The organism is Acetobacteroides hydrogenigenes (genome assembly GCF_004340205.1).
Lineage (GTDB): Bacteria > Bacteroidota > Bacteroidia > Bacteroidales > ZOR0009 > Acetobacteroides > Acetobacteroides hydrogenigenes.
Window position 1 is genome coordinate 44,387 of sequence record NZ_SLWB01000010.1, and the last position, 20,660, is coordinate 65,046.

The window sequence follows — 20,660 nt, forward strand, 5'->3', positions numbered from 1 at the left end:
GGGCGGGGTGGTTTTGCTTTTTAATGATCAATCCCATACTTTTTCATCTTCAGGTAAAGCGTATTTCTGCTTATGCCCAGCGTTTTTGCCACCTGCGAAATGTTGCTATTTAGCTCCTTTATAGCCTCCTTAATCATCCTTTTCTCCATTTCATCCAGCGTAGTAAGGGTAACTTTAGATGATGAGCTACCCCTATGAGGCGTTGTACCAACTTCGGGAAGGTTCTTTACCTGATCTTTGGTCACATCCCAGACGATGTTGCCGTTCAGGTTCACCGTCTTTTCGATGAAGTTCTCCAGCTCGCGAACGTTGCCCGGCCAACTGTAGCTTAGCAGGAAGCGGTAAACCTCGGGCGATATCTCGGGCACATCCTTATTTAGCTTCAGCGCCTTCGAGTGTAGGAAGTAGTTAATCAGCATTGGAATGTCCTCCTTCCTTTCACGCAGCGATGGCAGCCGAAGGGGTATTACGCTTAATCGGTAGTATAGGTCTAAACGGAATCTACCTTCTTTTATTTCCTCCTTTAAATCCTTGTTGGTAGCGGCAATAATGCGAACGTCAACGGGGATGTTCTTGGTTCCGCCAACGCGGGTTATTACCCCTTCCTGAATGACCCGAAGCAGCTTTACCTGCATGTCGAGGGGCATTTCACCAATCTCATCTAAGAAAAGCGTACCTCCGTTGGCCAGTTCAAACTTACCGGGTTTACCACCCTTGCTCGCTCCGGTAAATGCACCGCTGTCGTAGCCAAACAGCTCGCTTTCGATAAGGGTTTCTGGTAGTGCACCGCAGTTTACTGCTACAAATCCGGCGTTCCTGCGGTTCGAGTAGTTGTGTATCGATTGGGCAAGCAGCTCCTTTCCGGTACCGCTTTCCCCATCAATTAGAATGGTAGATGGGCTGTTTGCAACAATCTTGGCATATTCTATAACGCGCTGCATCTCGTAGCTCTCGCCGATGATATCCTCGAAGGTGTAACGCGCGTTCATCCCCGTAAACTTGTTCACGATGTTGTAAACGCGCTTCATCTCCCTAATAAGAATTACAGCACCTACAAACTCACCCTCAATAAAGGTGGGCAAAAGGTTTACCGCATATCGTTCTTTTATTGGTACAATATCGAATACTACCTCCTCGTCGAAGATGCGCTCGTTACGTTTTAGGGTTGGCAGTGCCATTTCCCATTGTGGAAGAATGTCAGATATGTTGTAGCCTTTCAGCTCTTTTTCGCTTAAACCTAGTAGTGATAGCGCGGTTTTGTTGTGGCAAAGTACGTTTCCGTCTGCATTAACCGCAACCAGCCCGTGGTTAAGCGTATTGATGATGGTCGATAGTAGCTGGTTGCTGTGCTCCAAACTTTGCTGTGCTTGGCGATTCCGCACCTGAGTGCTGATCCCATCGGCTGCAGCACGCACGATATTAATGGTGTTTGGTGCAACGCTTTCAGTTTTAAAGAAAATGGAGAGCACGGCAACAAGCGCATTCTCTTTGTCTAGCAAAGGTGCACTAACGCTCGTGTACTCGTTAAAGGTGAAGTAGAAATGGTCCTTGGCGGCTAATTGTATAGGTTGCTTCTCGTGTAAAACAATTCCGATTGATGTGCTGCCCAAGTTTTCCTCATCGGCAAAAGCACCTGGAATAAAGAATAGTTTTGCAGCTCCTTTCACCGATTGCGAATCTCCGTAGACTTTTAAGATGCACCCATCTTTATCGGTTAGCGCTAAAAAAGTACCTTTTTCGTTGAAGTAGCCGTTGAGCGCATGTTCCGAGGGCTCAGCAATAGAAATAAGTTCCTCATTGGCCGCTTGTCTTTCCATCAGCTCTTCTTTCGAAATGATTTTTGGACGAGGGGGCTGACGCCGTTCTAAACCAAAAGCCATACTTCGGGCAAATGAATGGCGGACGATTTCTTCGTATTTTTTTACGGAGTTAGTCATAGTAGGTGTGTGTACGGCAAATGTAACAAATAATGGCAAGTTGTACTAAAAGTGAGCATTGTTGAGATGGAGCATAAAAACCTTTACTTTGTAGCCACAAATAATCGGCGATAGATGGAGTTTGATAGTGAATACTTGCAAGAGCGTGTCCATGTTGTGGAAACTACCGATGGTTCACAGACGCTCTCGATTGATGGAGGGATTGAGCATTACCATTCTATAAATGGAGCAATAGCCGAGGCGCTTCATGTTTATATAGATGCAGGGCTTGCACCATTCGCTGGGCGAGAGGTTAATGTTTTTGAGGTTGGCTTTGGTACGGGCCTTAACGCTATGTTGGCCTATCAGTTTGCCGTTTGTAACGCTACTAAGGTGAACTACACTTCCGTTGAGCGCTACCCTTTACCGTTGAATATTGTTGAAAAGTTTACCTATCCCGAGCAGGTCGAACTAGATAGAGAAAAATATTTCAACGCCCTTCATAGTGCGCCTTGGAATAGCAAGGTTGAACTCGATCCTTGCTTTACTCTGCAAAAAGTAGAGGTCGATCTGGTTGAGTACAGCCCATCTGCAGAAATTGATGTTGTTTTCTTTGATGCTTTTGCTCCCGATTTGCAGCCCCAGCTTTGGTCGTTACAGGTCTTCGAAAGGATTTACAAGACTATGAATGCTGGTGGCGTGCTGGTAACCTATTCATCCAAAGGGTTTGTTAAAAATAATTTAAGAGAATCGGGATTTAATGTTAAGAGATTGCCAGGGCCTAAGGGTAAAAGACATATGATTTTAGCTCAAAAATAATTGGATTAACCATTGCGTGTTGGATGAATTTGCGTTAAATTCATTGCCAAATAGAATGGTTATGTTTACAGCTAATAATACAGGAAAGCACGAGTTAACTTTAAGCGAGATAAAGCTCTCTTATATTGGATTGCCTTTTGTGGTAATAGTTTCATTATGTGGATTTTTGTATTATTCCATTTGGGGGGTAGATCCTCTTATATGGGGAGTGCAAAAGTTTTTCTCATACATGGGGGTTCCTTTAGTTTTGATGGGGCTTTTTTTAAACGAATTTTTCTATAGGCTTACGCTTGCCATATTTTGTAAGTTTCCAATGTCAACTTTTTGGTATGGATTTAATTTAGGACAGCTTATGAAGTGCGGCGATAGGGATATTCCTGCCGGTGTAAAATACTACCGTATTGCGCTGATATTGCCCCATCTAATTGTGGGCTTCTTTCCTTTAATATGGGGGATCGTAATTAACCATCCTACAATATTTATCTTCGGTTTTCTTTTTACAATAGCATCGGTTGGCGATCTTGTTCTTCTTTGGGAAATGCGGCATCTAAAATCAGGAAATGCAGTAAGCGAGCTCCCATCTCGCGAGGGGATTGCCGTAGAAGATGATGTGCTCGATGAGTAGCAAAATTTTAAGTTAAAACCCAATACTGAGTGGAGGCTTATTTAAATCGTATTGCGATCATTTGGTGGAGCTTTTACTATAAAACAACCAACTGTTAACCCGATTAAACTTTGTTAAAAGTCTACGTGCATAGAAAGCATTATGAAGGTTATATGGTATCTTGTGAAGTGATATAAACAACTATTTATGAGAAAAATGCTGGCGAAAAAACGTATCGCACTAGTAGCCCACGATAACTGTAAAAAAGATATGATTCAGTGGGTTGAAAAGAATTCAGAAAGCTTAGTCGGTCACGATTTGATCTGTACTGGAACAACGGGTCGAATGATTGAAGATGCGCTCCGTCACAAGTATGGCGATGAGGCTATCGATAAGGTTTCGATAAGCCGATTAAAATCCGGTCCTCTAGGGGGCGATCAGCAGCTAGGTTCGATGATTGCAGAAGGTAAAATTGACGTGCTTATTTTCTTTTGGGATGCCATGCACGCGCAACCACACGATGTAGATGTTAAGGCTTTGCTACGTATTGCGTCGGTTTACAACATTCCAACCGCTCAAAATCGTTCAACTGCCGATTTTATTGTAACATCACCTATCCTGAGCAAGGAGTATACTCCAAAGGTGTACGATTACTCGAGTTACATCAGCCGTAAGATCGATCTGTAGCCTTTCATTAGGTATCGTAAACAAGCTGCTGCTCGAAAGGGCAGCTTTTCTTGTTTTAGGGCATTTTGCTTTTTCGCAGATTCCCTTTTATAACTAGTCTTAAGTCAACGTTTAACGTGCTTTTAATCCGTTAAACTCTCCTAATCGAGTTGAGATGTTTGTTTTTATAAAACACGGGTAGTCAATGTTTTGATGGGTTGATTCTCTGTTGTTAAAAATAAGTCGTCTTTTACTTTCTCCCATAAAGCCGTAAGTTTACAAGGTTTTTCATTGCGAAAGGCCCTCCGTAACTTTATTAAACGCTTCAATGGATCTTAAAAACGTTAAGCTTGTTCTGGAGGACGGCACTGAATTCATCGGTAAGTCTTTTGGCTACGAAGGATGCTCAGCAGGTGAGGTAGTTTTCAATACTGCCATGACCGGATATCCCGAGAGCCTCACCGACCCTTCTTACCGAGGTCAACTTCTAGTCCTCACCTATCCTCTTATCGGAAACTATGGTGTTCCGGGTGCCAACCAAGAGGATAATCTCTTTAAATTTTACGAGTCCGATCAGCTCCACATCGATGGATTGATCATCTCTGACTACTCTGAGGAGTACAGCCATTGGAATGCTAACGAAAGCTTAGGTGACTGGCTTAAGCGGAACAAGGTGCCCGGAATTACCGGGATTGACACTCGGGCGTTAACCAAAATTCTTCGTGAAAGGGGTGCCATGATGGGCAAAATCGTTTTCGAAGGAGAGGATATTGCCTTCCGTGATCCTAACAAGGAGAACCTTGTAGACCAAGTCAGCACTAAAGATGTTAAGATTTACGGAGAAGGGCGGCATCGGGTAGTTTTGGTTGATTGTGGCGTTAAGAACAACATCATTCGTAACCTTATTAAGCGAGATGTGACGGTTGTTCGTGTTCCTTGGAACTACAATTTCCTAAATGAGGAGTATGATGGGCTGTTTATCTCAAACGGACCAGGCGACCCTAAGATGTGCGAGGCAACCATCAACCACTTAAAGGTGGCAATTACCCAGGATAAGCCTATTATGGGAATTTGTCTTGGCAATCAATTGCTTTCTTTAGCATCTGGAGCAAATACCTACAAGTTGAAGTATGGTCACCGCAGTCATAATCAGCCAGTTCTTCAGGTTGGGACAAACAGGGCGTTCGTAACTTCACAAAACCACGGTTTTGCTATTGACAACAACACCTTGAGCGGCGATTGGGAGCCTTACTTCATCAACCTAAACGACGGTACAAACGAGGGTGTGCGCCACAAAACAAAGCGTATCTTCTCGGCTCAGTTCCACCCCGAAGCTTCGAGTGGCCCAACTGATACCGAATTTTTGTTCGATGATTTCATCCGCAACATTGAGGCTTTCAAAGCCGAATAGCAACGTTTTTGCCGTTTAACCGATATTCGACATCAGATAATGAGCGAAATAAAGAAATTTAAAAAGATAATCGTACTGGGTTCGGGTGCCCTTAAAATTGGAGAGGCTGGCGAGTTCGACTACTCTGGTTCACAGGCTCTAAAGGCTCTCAAGGAAGAGGGAATCCAATCGGTGCTGATTAACCCAAATATTGCAACCGTTCAAACTTCCGAGGGTGTTGCAGATAAAATTTACTTCCTTCCTGTAACTCCATATTTTGTAGAGAAGGTTATCGAAAAGGAGCGTCCAGATGGGATTATGCTCTCTTTCGGTGGACAAACTGCCCTTAACTGCGGTACGGAGCTTTTCGATTCGGGCGTTTTGGCAAAGTATGGTATCGAGGTTCTTGGAACACCGGTTCAAGCGATCAAAAATACCGAAGACCGCCAGCTTTTTGCCGACTTGCTCCACGAGATTGATGTTAAGACCCCTCGAAGCATCTCTTGTACTTCAGTTGAAGAAGCACTTAAGGCTTCGGAAGAACTAGGTTTCCCAATTATTGTTCGTGCTGCTTATACGCTTGGAGGTCAAGGTTCGGGTTTTTGCGATAACCGCGATGAACTGCTTAAACTTGCCGATAAAGCATTCTCGTACTCTCCACAAATCCTTGTCGAGGAATCGATCAAGGGTTGGAAAGAGGTAGAATACGAAGTGGTTCGCGACCGATTCGACAACTGTATTACGGTTTGTAACATGGAGAACTTCGACCCGCTTGGAATCCATACGGGTGAAAGTATCGTTGTTGCTCCATCGCAAACGCTTACCAATGCCGAGTATCATAAGCTTCGCCGTATTGCCATAAAGATTGTTCGCAAGGTGGGCATTGTGGGCGAGTGTAACGTTCAATATGCGCTCGATCCATACTCAGAGGATTACCGCGTTATCGAGGTTAATGCTCGTCTTTCGCGCTCTTCGGCACTTGCTTCTAAGGCCACGGGTTATCCGCTGGCGCACGTTGCTGCGAAGCTTGGCTTAGGCTATGGCTTGCATGAGCTAAAGAATGCGGTTACCAAAACTACTACTGCATTCTTCGAGCCTGCTCTAGATTACATCGTTTGTAAAATTCCTCGTTGGGATTTAAATAAGTTTATCGGCGTATCTAAGGAGATTGGCTCTAGCATGAAGTCAGTAGGAGAAGTAATGTCCATCGGTCGTACCTTCGAGGAGGCTATCCAAAAGGGACTTCGAATGGTTGGTCAGGGTATGCACGGTTTTGTTGGCAACAACGACCTCGTGTTCGACGATATAGACAAGGCGCTTTCTGAGCCAACCGATATGCGCGTGTATAGCATTGCTGCCGCTTTTGCTGCAGGATACGATATAGATAGGGTACACGATCTGACCAAAATAGACAAGTGGTTCCTCGTTAAATTAAAGTCGATTTTCGATACTAAGAAAGATTTACAAGAATATAGTAAGATCGAAAGCGTTCCTGCTGACATCCTGAAGGATGCTAAGCGAAAGGGATTCTCCGATTTCCAAATCGCCAGATTTGTGATTAAGGATGAGGAGCGTTCGATGCAGGATAGACTTCTTGAGGTTCGTAAGTATCGTAAGGGATTAGGAATATTACCTTACATCAAGCAGATTGATACGCTTGCTGCTGAATATCCTGCAAAAACTAACTACCTGTATATAACATACAACGCTTCTGAAAATGATATCGAACAGCCAAACGATAACCAATCGGTTGTGGTGCTTGGCTCCGGCGCTTATCGTATTGGAAGCTCAGTAGAGTTCGACTGGTGTTCGGTAAATGCTCTTCAAACCGTTCGTAAGCAGGGGCTTCGTGGGGTAATGATTAACTACAACCCCGAAACGGTTTCTACCGATTACGATGCCTGCGACCGTCTTTACTTCGATGAACTTACCTTTGAAAGGGTGATGGATATCATCGATTTCGAGACTCCTCAAGGGGTAATTGTATCTACGGGGGGGCAGATTGCCAATAATTTGGCTATGAAGCTATACGACCAACAGGTATCGGTACTTGGAACCTCGCCGGTTGACATCGACCGAGCAGAGAATCGCCACAAGTTCTCCTCGCTTCTTGATGAGCTTAAGATAGATCAGCCACGTTGGAAGGAACTTACCTCGATGGACGATATTCATAAGTTTGTTGACGAGGTTGGATTCCCTGTGCTTATTCGTCCTTCATATGTGCTTTCGGGTGCTGCCATGAATGTGGTGTCGAACCACTTCGAACTGGAGCACTTCCTTAAGCTTGCGGCGAATGTATCGAAGGAGTACCCTGTTGTAGTAACAGAATTCATTGAGAATGCTAAGGAAATTGAGATTGATGCAGTTGCAAACAAGGGTGAGGTAATTGCCTACGCTATCAGCGAGCATATTGAGTTTGCCGGGGTACACTCTGGCGATGCTACAATGGTTTTCCCTGCACAAAAGATTTACTTTGAAACGGCACGACGCATAAAGAAAATCGCTCGTCAGCTTGCAAAGGCGCTTAATATCACCGGACCATTTAATATGCAGTTCCTTGCAAAGGATAACGATATTAAGGTGATTGAGTGTAACCTGCGCGCATCGCGTAGCTTCCCATTCGTATCGAAGGTGCTAAAAGTGAACTTCATTGAGTTGGCAACTAAGGTGATGCTCGGAATGGAGGTTCAGCGTCCTGATAAGTCAATTTTCGAACTAGATTATATTGGTGTTAAGGCATCTCAGTTCTCGTTCTCGCGTCTTTCTAAAGCCGACCCTGTACTTGGTGTAGACATGGCATCGACAGGAGAGGTTGGTTGCATTGGCGAAAACTACTACGAGACGCTGCTTAAGGCGATGCTATCGGTGGGATATCGTGTGCCAAAGAAGAATATTCTTCTTTCCACGGGTGATGCTCGCTCAAAGATTGAGCTGCTGAACAGCGCCCGCATGCTTCGAGATAAGGGCTATAACCTATTTGCAACTAGAGGATCGGCTCAATTCCTGAACGATAATGGAATTCAAGCAACCGTTCTTCACTGGCCAGATGAGGATGCTAAGCCAAATACGCTAGACTATCTTCGTGAAAAGAAGATTGACTTGGTGATAAATATTCCAAAGAACCTTACCAAAACAGAGTTGGCAAACGACTACACCATTCGTCGTAGCGCGGTAGATTTCAACATTCCGCTAATCACCAACGCACGTTTGGCAAGCGCATTTGTGTACGCCATTTGCAAGTATGATTTGGATGATCTAAAAATTAAGAGCTGGGACGAGTATCGTTAACAGCATATTTATCAGCACAAAAAGGCCGGAAATTGTTTTGATTTCCGGCTTTTTTATATATTTAGGATTGAGAAAACTATTGAGAACCACTCATTTTTTCGCAATGAGAGCACTCGTTGAACCATTAAGATTATTACCAATCCTGAAAGTTGCCGTGGCTTTTAGTCTCGGCATTGCATTAGCAACAGAGGTAACCTTTTTGTGGCATTACTGGTTGCTAATTTCACCCTTTGCGCTACTTGTAATGTTTTGGGGATATAACTCGCTGCGGTATAGCCACCGCTGGGTATTTGGTGCAGGCGCATTTCTTCTATTCTTCTCGTTAGGTGCTGCCTATGTAAGTATCACAAAATCTAGGCTAGTTGACGGTTCATTTGATGAGAAAACTTTCCTAACCATTCAGGTTGATGACAACCCAGTTGAAACAAGGTATGGATCTCGGTGGACATCGAAAGTTGTAGATGCTCCACAACATCTTAAGATATTGGTCGGGACAAAAGCAATTACCTACAGTAGAGATACTGTCATTCCAAACTATGCATCCATTTTGCGGGTTCGGGCACGAGTTACATCAATAGATCCACCTAAGAATCCTTACGAATTTAGCTTTAAGGACTACTATGCTCGCCAAGGCGTATACGCATCTGCTTTTATATCGAAAGGCTGTATTTTGCCTATAGGGCAGGCCAAGGTTAATCCGATATTGAAGTTGGCCTATTTTCTACAGCGCTATACCCTTCAAACATTTAGGCAGTTCGGTTTTGAAGGAGCTGAACTAGGTGTTGTCCTTGCTTTAATGATTGGTGATAAGCAATTTCTTGATGGGAACCTTAAAACAATGTATGCCAACATAGGGGCAATGCATATACTAGCTGTGTCTGGTATGCATGTTGCGCTGTACTATATAGTTCTAGTGTGGTTACTTTTCTTTATGCGAGGTAGGATTGGAGGCATATTCAAGAATGTCATCATACTTCTTGCGCTTTGGGTATTCGCTTTTGTGGCTGGATTCTCCCCTTCTATTGTGAGGGCTACCGTTATGTTCACATTTATACTGGTGGGGAAGATGTTGAATAGAAGCCACAACATTTTTAATTTGGTTGCTGCTTCGTTTATAGTTTTGCTCTTGTACAACCCTTTTTCGCTCTATGATGTAGGCTTTTTGCTCTCATATGCAGCTGTTATATCAATACTGCTCTTTTATCCTTTCTTGGGTAGATGGGCTCCACATAATAGGATATTTCGGTGGGGGTACGATCTTGTTGCAGTATCGCTAGCTGCGCAAATTCTAACGTTGCCGCTTACTGTTTACTACTTCCATCAGTTTCCGTTGGTCTTTTTGCTCACCAATATTATTCTTATTCCACTTACAACCATGATTATTTATGGAGGGTTGGTGCTGCTTTCAATCTCGTGGTGGAGTTGGGGGGCTAATTTGCTTGCTGCAATACTGATTTGGCTGTTGAAGCTAACCAATAGTTCGGTTTCGTTTATTGAGCATATTCCGGGAGGCGTACTATCGAGCATTTACTTCGAACGTTGGCAGATGCTACTTCTTTTTGTGGCATTTATGTTGTTTTTTGTCTTTATGCTTTACCGAAAAGCCAAACTAGTACTGCTATCGCTAATGTTGATGGTTATAGTTACAGCAGGGGTTGCCTTTAGCAAGATTAAGGAACGAAGGCCAATTTTGGTTGTGTATGCCATGCGTGGAGGAACCGCTATTCTTATGAGTAGCGGAGAGCGCAGCCGTTGCCTGTGCGATTCTGTTCGAGATGGGTACAGCTACAATTTTATGGATCAGTCGCTGCTAAAATGGGGAAGAGCAGCATCCAATGATGTGGAATTTGTGGATTTCGAGGATTCTATAAGTAAGCACGATTGGAGGTATAGTCGTGGCTGGTGCTCTTTTGCCGGAAAAGTGCTATACGTTTGCTCCAAACAAATAGTAAAAAAGAGAACGACAGATCCTCCTATTGCCGTTGACTACCTTGTTGTTTGTAGAAAGACGCGGGGCAACCCGGATGAGCTGCTTAAGTATATTAGACCTAAGTTTGTGGTAATCGACGGCTCTGCCTCGAAATATTTGTCTGATAAGTGGACCCATAAATGTCTGCAAGGACAAATACCTTTTTACGATGTAAGCAAAAATGGGGCTTTTGTTGTCAATTTGTAATTTATGGTATTGCGTTGCTTCTTTAGGGCGATGCTTGATTACTATAGCATAATGCTACTGTACATCGTGTCGACAAGAAAGCAATTAAGAAGCTAGAGTGGCTTCAAATGTTTTAATCTTTTACACAAACTCACGAGAAAGATTACAAAGTGTAACAATGGAGCTGTTAAACATGGTTAAGCAAGGCGATACCTAGAAACTTTTACTTATTTTCGAGCCGTGTTTTGAAGTGGGATGTAAGACAGCGAAGGTTGACATAACGCTTACAATTTGTAAGCCCCTTCCCCTTTAAGCAAATCGCTTCAATTCTCCTTTATAAAGCAAGTAAGAGTGTACTGCGTAAGCATCTAAGATACTGCTTGGCTCGTTTTCATATGTTAGAATATTGGTTAAGACACATTTATTGAGCTAAGAACAAAGAGGACGATGAGAATCGGTCCTCTTTTCTTTTTTAATTAGGCAAATGAATGTACTTTGGTTTGTATTTTTGCTAGCACGAAAAGCACAGGACGTGCTACAATAACACTATTATTCAAACCGGAAGCATGAACCTCTATGGGCCATGCTGCTATTTAAAATCAAGCAGTTCGTATGAAACACCTAAAGCTAGTCGCGCTATTGCTCCTACTACCAATGCTACTATGCGCGCAGAAAAGAGGCAAGCATGCCGCTTCGTCTCATATTGCCGATATGAAAGGTGCCAAAAAGCTATGGATTTGGATGAATCCATCTCAGGCAACTACCGTTCAGCAGTACGATTCCCTATTTTCGATTTGGGCCAAGTATGGCGTTACCGGAGTTTTCTTCGAGTCGGATGTCGAAAAGGCGTTTAGGAGCGCCAAAAGGCACGGCCTAGAGGCGCATCGATGGATGTGGACCATGAATAGGGGCGACATTCTGGCCCGTCATCCCGAGATGGCTGCTGTGAGCCGTACCGGAAAGTCAACCGCCGAAAATCCACCCTACGTGAACTACTACCGATGGATGTGCCCCTCTTATCCAGGAGTGGCCGATACGCTTGCCCGCGAGGTGGAGGCGCTTTGCAAGAAGGACTACATCGATGGCGTTCACCTCGACTACGTGCGCTTCTGCGATGTGGTGCTTCCGGTTACCCTTTGGAAGGGGTACGGCATAGAGCAGAAGGAGGAGCATGGCGAGTATGATTTCTGCTACTGCGAGCGATGCCGTAAGGCCTATGCCGATAGCCATAATGGGGTAGACCCGCTTACGATGCAGTTCCCTGATCAGTCGCCATCGTGGCGAGCCTTCCGCTACCAGCAGGTGGTTGACATTGTTGCCAAGGTATGCCAGGTGGCTCACAGCTACCGTAAGCCCGTATCGGCTGCGGTATTCCCAACGCCCGAGGTGGCCCGTAGGCTGGTTCGTCAGGATTGGGTACGCTTCCCCATAGATGCTGTTTGCCCAATGGTGTACCACAGCTTCTACGACGAGCAACCTTCGTGGATTCGTACGGCGGTGCGCGAGGGCGTAGACTTTATGGGTAACAAGAAGCCGATTTACGCCGGCCTTTTCCTGAGCGGTTTTAAGAGTATCGACGAGCTGCGCCTGGGCGTTCGTATGGCTATTGAAGGTGGCGCCAAGGGGGTGTCGCTCTTTGCGCAGCCAACCCTCGACGAGCTAAAGGCGGTAAGCGCCGAGCTAAAGTAGCAGTTGGGCTTCCTGCCCATTCGCTAGCGTTCCGCTTTGTGGGTACGTTGAGGTAGGCCTCCTCCGAATAGAGAACGTGGAAGAGCATGGCCTACATAACCTGTTTCCTCTGCTGAACGCCGTTGCGCTTCAGCCAAGCATAAGAAAAGCGTCCATCCCGTGCTACCGGGGTGGACGCTTCTTTTATGGTGCGCCTTAGCGGGCTACTCCTCTGTGTTGCGGCTGCTCTTGCCCTCCCTTTTCTTGCGCGAGCGCGTGGCGCGCTGCTTTTGCGTTGCCCTGAATTCGGCTATGATGTGGTTTAGCGACGAGGCCATAGCCTTGTAGGTTTCGTTATTCCTAAATTCGATATGAAAGTTGATGTAGCGCCCCATCTTGTCGATGGCGAAGCCTAGCACCCGGGCTGCCTCCTGCGAGCTTACCCTGCTTTTGGGAGGCTTGGCCTGCGTTTGCTGCTCCTTGTGCAGGATGTAGCTGGCCTGCCCTTCGCGGATCTCCTCCACCCACTCCTGTGCGTTTATCGTTTCGATGGCCTGCTTTAGGTGGGGGTGCGTTTCCAGCATGTTGAGCAGCGTATCTACCAGGTTAGTCTCCTCCTTGTTGCCTTTGCGGTTCATCGTCCAGCCCACGGCCTTAATGGCGTAAACTAGCTGCTGGCCGGCGCTGGCCCAGGCTTCGTTCTTTCGGGCGGCGCACGTTTGCGCGTAGCGGCGCAGGTTCGAGATGCCCTTGTCGCGCTGGGCATCATCCTTTTTTACCAGGCTGCTGATGCTGGCGTTGCTCACCTTTTGCAGCGCCTGGTTCAGGGTTTCGACCTTACCCTCCATATCCTGTACGAGCAGCGCAAATTCGGCATCCTGATCCTGATCGCGCTTAACGATTTGGAGCATCTTTTCGGCAAATAGCGCTTTCTCGAGTATCCGCATATCGTGGTAGAAGAATCCTTTGATCATGAGCAAATAAATGAGTGGGTACCGCCCTAAATTTATAAAGAAAGAACGGTTAAATATCCTTTACTGTGAAACTATTTTAGCTGATGCTGCCTGAGGATCGGCTGAACAGCGCTGCGCAGGGGGTGCGGGAATGGGGGTAGGGCTTATCGTGGCTCCGCGAAGGGGTACGGCGTGCAGGAAAGGATGTTCACGGCGCCGCGAATGGGCTATTTTAACTTGATTATTGAATTCACGGCGCCGTGAATTAGGTTTTGCATTGTGGTTATGAGATCACGGCACCGTGAATGGGCTGATTTGGTGTGATTATCATATGCGCGTGCCTGTTGATTTGTTTTCGCATTGCTTTAATGCATACACGGCGGCGGGAGTATTGTGTGCTATTGTGTTTGGTTGAATCCCGGCGCCGTGAATTGTCTTTTTGGGTGTGGTTGGGGGTTTCCCGGCGCCGGGAATAGATTGCCCTTTGGCCTTTAGACGATGCAAGTGGTGGGTTATGAAGGGCGAGGTCACGGCTAGGCTATGGGCGGCAGCAGCCTACCGGTAGCGGAATTTTGGTGAACTATTCAACCTGCCAGATTGTGGCTCCTGTCTGCTACGGAGTATTGGCATGCTGCCTGGTGTGTAATTTGCACATCGTCAGCGGGTATGCCGTGTGGCTGGACGTCTTTTTGCTTGGGTAAAAAAAGCCTAAAAGCAGGCCGAAAAGTTGCCGCATTCAGCAAAAGATACGCATCTTTGATTCTGTTACTAAAGCACAACCAAATGAATTACACGAAGCTAACCACGCTCGGACTTTGCTCCATGGGGATCGTAACCCCCGCGCTGTCTAAGAATGGGCAAGCCGAGAAGAAGCCGAACCGTAGGCCAAACATCATCTTTATGATGAGCGACGACCATGCCTACCAGGCTATCAGCGCCTATGGCTCTATCGTCAACAAAACACCAAACATCGACCGCATTGCCAACGATGGTGCCATCTTTACGCACAACTACTGCGCCAACTCCATTAGCACCCCCAGCCGCGCCTGTGCGCTTACGGGCAAGCATAGCCACAAAAATGGGGTGCTTACGTGGGATGCAATTGATACAGCACAGGTAACTTTCCCCAAGCTGCTTCGTAGCAACGGCTACAGAACCGGTATCTTTGGGAAGTGGCACTTGGGAAGCAATCCGGCAGGCTTCGACGAGTGGATGGTATATCCAGGTCAGGGCAGCTACTACAATCCCGACTACCTAACGGCAAAAGGTCCGGTTCAGATCGAAGGCTACTCCGAGGAGGTTACCACCGATTTAGCGCTCGACTTCCTAAAGCGCCAGTCGAACCCCGACCAGCCCTTCCTGCTGGTTTGCAACTTTAAGGCGCCTCACCGTTCGTGGATGCCCGGGCCAAAGTACCTCACCATGTACGCCAACGACACCATCCCCGAACCCGAAACCCTTTTCGACGACTACAGCGACCGCGCTACGCCTGCCTCGCAGCATAAGATGGGTATCGACAAGCACATGCACATGGGCTACGACCTGAAGGTTCCGATGGGCGAAGACTATTGGGATAAGGTTGGAGGCTACGAAAGGATGACCCCTGCCCAAAAGGAGGCCTGGAACAAGGCCTATGGCCCCGAGATCTACAAGTTCCTTATCGAAAGGCCAAAGGGTAAGGATTTGGTGCGATGGAAGTACCAGCACTACATGAAGGACTACCTGCGCTGCGTTGCCGCGGTTGACGATAATATTGGTAGAATACTGGACTACCTTAAGGAGAACAACCTCGAGGAGAATACCATTGTGGTGTACTGCGCCGATCAGGGCTTTTACCTGGGCGAGCACGGCTGGTTCGACAAGCGCTGGATGTACGAGGAGTCGTTCCGCATGCCGCTGCTGATGCGCTGGCCTAACGGCATCAAGAAGGGGATAACGATCGATCAGCTTACGCAGAACATCGACTTTGCCCCAACCTTGCTAGAGGCGGCAGGCATTAAGGCTCCTAAGGAGATGCAGGGGAAGAGCATGCTGCCCTTGCTCGAGGGCAAGAAGGTGAAGTGGCGCGATGCGCTCTACTACCACTACTACGACCATATCGGCGAGCATGGTGTGGCAAGGCACTACGGGGTGCGTACCGATAGGTACAAGCTTATTCACTACTACACCACCAACGAGTGGGAGCTCTTCGATCTAGATAAAGACCCAAAGGAGATGCATAGCCAGTACAGCAACCCTGCCTATGCCGATGTAAAGAAGATGCTTCTTAAGAAGCTCGAGCAGCTAAAGGTGGAGTACAAGATCCCCGATTCGCTGACCAAGGAGCTGATGGAGAAGTTTGATAAAAAGTAAATTACCATAAAAAGGGGAAGGTTTCTTCCTCTTTTTTGCTTTCTTTGATGCCCTAATTAGCCATTTATCGTAATGAATAAGACAATTGCCCCATTTGCAAGGCATCTCTACGTAATGCTTAAGCCTGTTGGGTCGATATGCAACCTCGACTGTAGCTACTGCTACTACCTCGAAAAGGAAAACCTCTACGCCAACACCGCAAAGCACTTCATGAGCGAGGAGCTGCTCGAGCGGTTCATTAAGGATTACCTCCGCTCGCAAACCAAGGCCGAGGTGCTCTTTACCTGGCATGGCGGCGAGGCGCTTATGCGCCCCATAAAGTTCTACCAAAAGGCGCTAGACCTGCAGAAGAAGTACGGAGGAGGACGCCCAATCGACAACTCCATCCAAACCAACGGGGTGCTGCTTACCGACGAGTGGTGCGAGTTCTTTAAGCGGAACAACTTCCTTGTGGGGATATCTATAGATGGTCCTCGCGAATTCCACGATAAGCATAGACGCTCGAAGCAGGGGCACTCCACCTTCGACCAGGTGATGCGCGGAGTAGAGCTGCTGAAGAAGCATCAGGTGGAGTTTAACGCCATGGCCGTTATCAATAGCGATAACGTGAAGCATCCTTTGGAGGTGTACAACTTCTTTAAGGAGATCGGATGTCAGTTCATCCAATTCTCGCCAATCGTAGAGCGTATCTCTAGTAACGATAACGGATTGAAGTTCTCGAGCCCGACAGAATCGGGTATTGCAGAGGTCGCCCCATATACGGTAGACCCTGATGAGTTTGCCAACTTCTACCTTAAGATATTCGACGAGTGGGTACGAAAGGATGTGGGCAGCATCTACATTCAGCTGTTCGATTCGACCCTTGCCAACTGGGTAGGCCAGCCACCGGGCGTTTGCACCCTGGCGAAGACCTGCGGGCATGCCGGCGTAATGGAGTTCAACGGCGATGTGTACTCGTGCGACCACTTCGTTTACCCCGAGTTTAAGATTGGAAACATCTACTCGCAGAACCTCACCTCGATGATGTATTCCGACAAGCAGCAGCGCTTTGGCAGCAACAAGTTTACATCGCTTCCTCGCCAGTGCAGGGAGTGCCGATACCTGTTTGCTTGCTACGGCGAGTGTCCCAAGAATCGTTTTATTACCGATAAGTATGGCGAGCCGGGGCTGAACTATCTCTGTAACGGGTTTTACAAGTTCTTCGACCACGTTCGGCCCTACATGGACTACATGAAGGAGGAGTACGAAAACCAACGCCCACCAGCTAATGTGATGAGTTGGGTAAATAGGGGAATGAAGTAGGTATATAATGTAAGGTATAAAGCAAAAAGGCAGATGGGGTTAATCATCTGCCTTTTTCTATGCTATAAATCCCAGTACGGATTGCTAGTTCGTGCGGTGAGGAAAATCGTCTCCATCTTTTTCATTACCTCCGGATTCGACTTCGCCACATCGACCTTTTCGTAAGGATCGGAGCTCAAGTCGTAAAGCTCCGTCTTGGTCTTTTCGGGGATGGCAATGTTCAACCTAACAGCTTTCCATTTGCCCATCCTTATCGCCTGACGCTTGCCCATCTCGTGGAACTCCCAGTAGAGGTATTCGTGCTCCTTTGTCTTCTTGCCAAACAGTGCAGGTGTAAAGGATATGCCGTCGATATTCTTTGGCGCCTTAATTGAGGTAATATCGCAAATGGTTGGCATAATATCCCAGAATGCGCCCACGTGGTTGCTTACCTGTCCACCCTTTATCGATTTAGGCCACGAAACAATCAGTGGTGTGCGAACGCCTCCTTCGTATAGGTCGCGCTTAACACCCCGGTAGCCTCCGTTGCTGTTGAAGAAGTATGGATCGTTGCCACCCTCAACGTGAGGACCATTATCGGAGGCAAACATGATTACCGTATTCTCGTCGATTCCTTGGGCTTTAAGCAGCGATTTAAGTTCGCCAACTTGTCCGTCTAGCCAGGTTACCATGGCTGCGTATGCGGCATGGGGATAATCCTGTTTGCCGTAGTGCTGCCCTGGGAATGGCTTTTCGGGGTACTTTCCAATGAAATCCTTCAAGTATTTTTCGGGAAGAACCATCTCGGCATGAGGTACCGTTACCGCAAGGTATAGGAAGAACGGATTTTTCGAGTTCGACTTGATGAACGATTTGGCATGGTTCATAATTTCTTCCTGCGACCAGGTTTTTCTGGCCATTCCCTTGTTCTCGGGATATTCTACCTTTTTATTATTTTCCCAAAGATGCTCCGGGAATGCAAAGTGCGCCTGATACTGGCAGTTGTAGCCAAAGAAGTAGTCGAAGCCCATATGGTTTGGATCCGATTCCGATCCTGGATAGCCGAGTCCCCATTTACCTGTTAAACCTGTTTTGTATCCGGCATCTTTTAGCAGCTTCGCAATAGTGATGGTACTTGCCGGCATTGGCTGTTGTCCTTCCGGATCGATCTCCTTGTTTCCTCTTATGGCAGCATGTCCGGTATGCATCCCTGTTAGCAGCGCACAGCGCGATGGTGCACTTACGCTACTCCCCGTATAGTGATTTGTGAAGCGTACGCCGCTAGAGGCTAATGCGTCGAGATTTGGAGTCGTGTATTTTTGCTGTCCGTAGCACGACAGGTCGCCGTACCCCATGTCGTCGGCAAGGATGAAGATGATGTTCGGCTTTTGCACCTTTGCCTTCTTTTCCCCCTTTGCGGCAAACGAGGGAACGGTACTAAGTAAAAGTCCTGCAGCCAGCAGCTCTTTGTTACTCATGGTTGACTTCTGTTTAGTGTTGTAACTATTGTGATTTAAAGCGTGGCTAGTTTTCTTTAGTTGTAAACCTTAATCCATCCATGTTTAGCGGGGCAAACGTAAACGACCATCGTTGTGCTTGGTAGGATTTGGGCACTTTTATGAGTACCACGTTTTTGCCCTTTTGGAGATGTACCTTTGTAGGCTTTCTCGACCAGTAGAATTCCTCGTCTTCGTAGGGCATTTCCTCTTCAGGCTGGGCCCATGTTGGTCGAAGTATTCTGTATTGGCCAGGCTTACTCCAAACAGGAGGAGTAAGTCGTGAGCCATTAATCCACACATCACCTCCGTTGGCATCCCAGCTACCTTGCTGGGGAATTCCTGCATATTGCCTGTTCGAACGAGCTGGGGTTTCGAATCCTATCCAGCAATCAACAGTTTTGCTTTTATCCGAATAGATATAGGCGTAAGCATAGGCAACCAGCGAATCCTTTCCTTCAACCTTGTAGGCTCTTTTTAGTGCTTCCATGTCAATAGTACCACCTGAATACGAAACCCAGCGTAGGCTATCGGGTAAGCTTGCTAGTGCTTTGGTTGTCGATTTGGCAGTATGCTCTTCTTTCGATTTAAAAGGAATTGATACATTCCATTGGATAGTCGAGTTTGCAGTCCAAGGGAAAGGTTCTGACGCGAGAATACCCGTTTTGTGTACGTCCATGCGTTTCTCAAAATCTTCAAGATTATTCCTCATCTCGATATTCGACAGCTCGAGCAGGTTAGGATTTTTTACGAATGGAAGTTCTCCTCCATGCCAGTACCTCTCGGCAAATGCTAGAGTTGCAGGCCAAACCGGATTGTGCCTAAATATATTTTTCTTGTCGGCCACTTTTACATCGGGCCAGCAGCAAAGAATTCCCCCTAATGCAAGGCTATCGCCTTTTACTTTGCCGCAGGCCTTGTTCAGTATAATTCTGTTGACTAAAATGAGTGGATCGTATCCGTTAACGTAGCCTATCGATGAGTCGAAGAGTGGTGAGCTTAGGTTGACATCGTTCTGCTTATCCTCGCTTGTAAATGCGGCATCCTTCCAAATTTGGTTGATGGTTGCAGGCGACGCTTTCAATCCTGGATTCCAAACAACCGCCTTCCTTCCCGATTGGTAGACTAGATCTTCCATTTTGGCCATAAATTCTTTGGGATTGTCAATGTGAACCTCGTCGGAGCCTAAGTGGATATATGGGCAATCAGATGCAGGAATTTCTGAAAAGAACTCCTTAAAGCACTTCTCAAGAACCTCTATTCCTTGTGGCGACGCCATGGTAAAGCCAAAGGCTGTTTTAAAGTATGCGCTGTGTCCCGGAACGTCAATTTCGGGGATTACCAAGATGTTTCGTTCCTTTGCATAGGCGATGAGGTCACGAATCTGATCGTAGGTATAAAAAGTTCCTTGGTCGCGCCCTTTACGTTGGTAGGTTGGGTCGTTTAGTATAGGATAGGCCTTACACTCAATTCTCCAACCCGGATGATCGGTTAGGTGCCAGTGGAATACGTTCAACTTGTATAGAGCAAAGATGTCAAGCTGTCGTTTTAGGTCTTCGATGGTTTGAAAGTTTCTTCCAACATCGTGCATAAAACCCCTAAACATAAAGTTAGGCGAATCTTCGATCGCAACCTGAGGAAGGGTGTACGCCTTACCTTTTTTCTCCATTAGCTGCATTAGTGTTTGGAATGCGTAGAAGCAACCCCCATTGTCGCTATAGGTTATGCTTGCTTTATTACCTTCAATATTAAGTTTATAGCCCTCTTTAGGGATGCTTGTCTCTTTGAGAAGGGAAACAGTAATGTAGCCTTTCTGAGGAGCATTGGTAGAGATTTGCAGTGCTGGAACAAACCTGTTCAATTGGGCAATAGCACCAGATAGGTTTGTTGAATGGTCTTCGTCAGCAAGGATAACCAGCGTCTTAAAAGAAACTTTTTCCGCTTTTAGCTGCTCTACCTTTTGAGGGTAGGGGATAAGTGGAAGCTTTGCATTGTTCCCTCTAGATGTAGCCGTAAAGACTACCATTGCGGAAAGCAATGCAATTCTGGTGATTCTTTTCATGGGCGATAAG

13 protein-coding genes are annotated in these 20,660 nt (G+C 46.6%); 9 read left to right on the plus strand and 4 right to left on the minus strand.

Annotation, left to right across the window (positions count from 1 at the left end; all coding sequences use genetic code 11):
- Nucleotides 1–20: 20 nt before the first annotated feature.
- Nucleotides 21–1,937 carry a sigma-54 interaction domain-containing protein gene (locus tag CLV25_RS10680; protein ID WP_131839644.1) on the minus strand — a complete coding sequence of 639 codons (1,917 nt, stop codon included), beginning with the start codon at nucleotides 1,935–1,937 and terminating at the stop codon, nucleotides 21–23.
- Between the two features lie 114 nt (nucleotides 1,938–2,051).
- Between CLV25_RS10680 and mnmD the strand changes: the two genes are divergently transcribed.
- The 7 genes from mnmD (at nucleotide 2,052) to CLV25_RS10715 (ending at nucleotide 12,527) form a co-directional block, all read left to right on the plus strand.
- A complete protein-coding gene (gene mnmD, locus CLV25_RS10685) occupies nucleotides 2,052–2,735 on the plus strand; it encodes a tRNA (5-methylaminomethyl-2-thiouridine)(34)-methyltransferase MnmD (protein ID WP_131839645.1) in 684 nt (227 codons plus the stop codon).
- A gap of 250 nt (nucleotides 2,736–2,985) precedes the next feature.
- Nucleotides 2,986–3,360 carry a metalloprotease family protein gene (locus tag CLV25_RS10690; RefSeq protein ID WP_394345240.1) on the plus strand — a complete coding sequence of 125 codons (375 nt, stop codon included), beginning with the start codon at nucleotides 2,986–2,988 and terminating at the stop codon, nucleotides 3,358–3,360.
- Nucleotides 3,361–3,546: 186 nt separating this feature from the next.
- Nucleotides 3,547–4,026, plus strand: a complete 480-nt coding sequence (locus tag CLV25_RS10695; protein ID WP_394345239.1) for a methylglyoxal synthase — start codon at nucleotides 3,547–3,549, stop codon at nucleotides 4,024–4,026.
- Between the two features lie 307 nt (nucleotides 4,027–4,333).
- Complete coding sequence (gene carA / locus CLV25_RS10700; RefSeq protein WP_131839647.1) at nucleotides 4,334–5,416, plus strand: glutamine-hydrolyzing carbamoyl-phosphate synthase small subunit; 1,083 nt, start codon at nucleotides 4,334–4,336, stop codon at nucleotides 5,414–5,416.
- A 39-nt stretch (nucleotides 5,417–5,455) separates the two neighbouring features.
- Nucleotides 5,456–8,683, plus strand: coding sequence for a carbamoyl-phosphate synthase (glutamine-hydrolyzing) large subunit (gene carB, locus CLV25_RS10705; RefSeq protein ID WP_131839648.1), 3,228 nt, complete (start codon nucleotides 5,456–5,458; stop codon nucleotides 8,681–8,683).
- Between the two features lie 154 nt (nucleotides 8,684–8,837).
- Nucleotides 8,838–10,859 carry a ComEC/Rec2 family competence protein gene (locus tag CLV25_RS10710; protein ID WP_165877064.1) on the plus strand — a complete coding sequence of 674 codons (2,022 nt, stop codon included), beginning with the start codon at nucleotides 8,838–8,840 and terminating at the stop codon, nucleotides 10,857–10,859.
- A gap of 591 nt (nucleotides 10,860–11,450) precedes the next feature.
- Nucleotides 11,451–12,527, plus strand: a complete 1,077-nt coding sequence (locus tag CLV25_RS10715) for a Tat pathway signal protein (protein WP_131839650.1) — start codon at nucleotides 11,451–11,453, stop codon at nucleotides 12,525–12,527.
- Nucleotides 12,528–12,730: 203 nt separating this feature from the next.
- Here CLV25_RS10715 and CLV25_RS10720 read toward each other — a convergent pair whose 3' ends face one another.
- Nucleotides 12,731–13,480: a DUF6261 family protein gene (locus CLV25_RS10720; protein WP_131839651.1), complete on the minus strand. Its 750-nt coding sequence runs from the start codon at nucleotides 13,478–13,480 to the stop codon at nucleotides 12,731–12,733.
- A 762-nt stretch (nucleotides 13,481–14,242) separates the two neighbouring features.
- Between CLV25_RS10720 and CLV25_RS10725 the strand changes: the two genes are divergently transcribed.
- Nucleotides 14,243–15,811 carry a sulfatase family protein gene (locus CLV25_RS10725; RefSeq protein WP_131839652.1) on the plus strand — a complete coding sequence of 523 codons (1,569 nt, stop codon included), beginning with the start codon at nucleotides 14,243–14,245 and terminating at the stop codon, nucleotides 15,809–15,811.
- 72 nt (nucleotides 15,812–15,883) lie between these two features.
- Nucleotides 15,884–17,113, plus strand: coding sequence for an anaerobic sulfatase-maturation protein (locus CLV25_RS10730; RefSeq protein WP_131839653.1), 1,230 nt, complete (start codon nucleotides 15,884–15,886; stop codon nucleotides 17,111–17,113).
- Nucleotides 17,114–17,175: 62 nt separating this feature from the next.
- Here CLV25_RS10730 and CLV25_RS10735 read toward each other — a convergent pair whose 3' ends face one another.
- Together CLV25_RS10735 and CLV25_RS10740 are read right to left on the minus strand one after the other, a co-directional pair.
- Nucleotides 17,176–18,570 (minus strand): arylsulfatase, encoded by a 1,395-nt coding sequence (locus CLV25_RS10735; protein ID WP_131839654.1) that lies wholly within the window; start codon nucleotides 18,568–18,570, stop codon nucleotides 17,176–17,178.
- A gap of 46 nt (nucleotides 18,571–18,616) precedes the next feature.
- On the minus strand, nucleotides 18,617–20,650 hold the full coding sequence (locus tag CLV25_RS10740) for a family 20 glycosylhydrolase (protein WP_131839655.1): 2,034 nt from the start codon (nucleotides 20,648–20,650) through the stop codon (nucleotides 18,617–18,619).
- Nucleotides 20,651–20,660 lie beyond the last annotated feature (10 nt).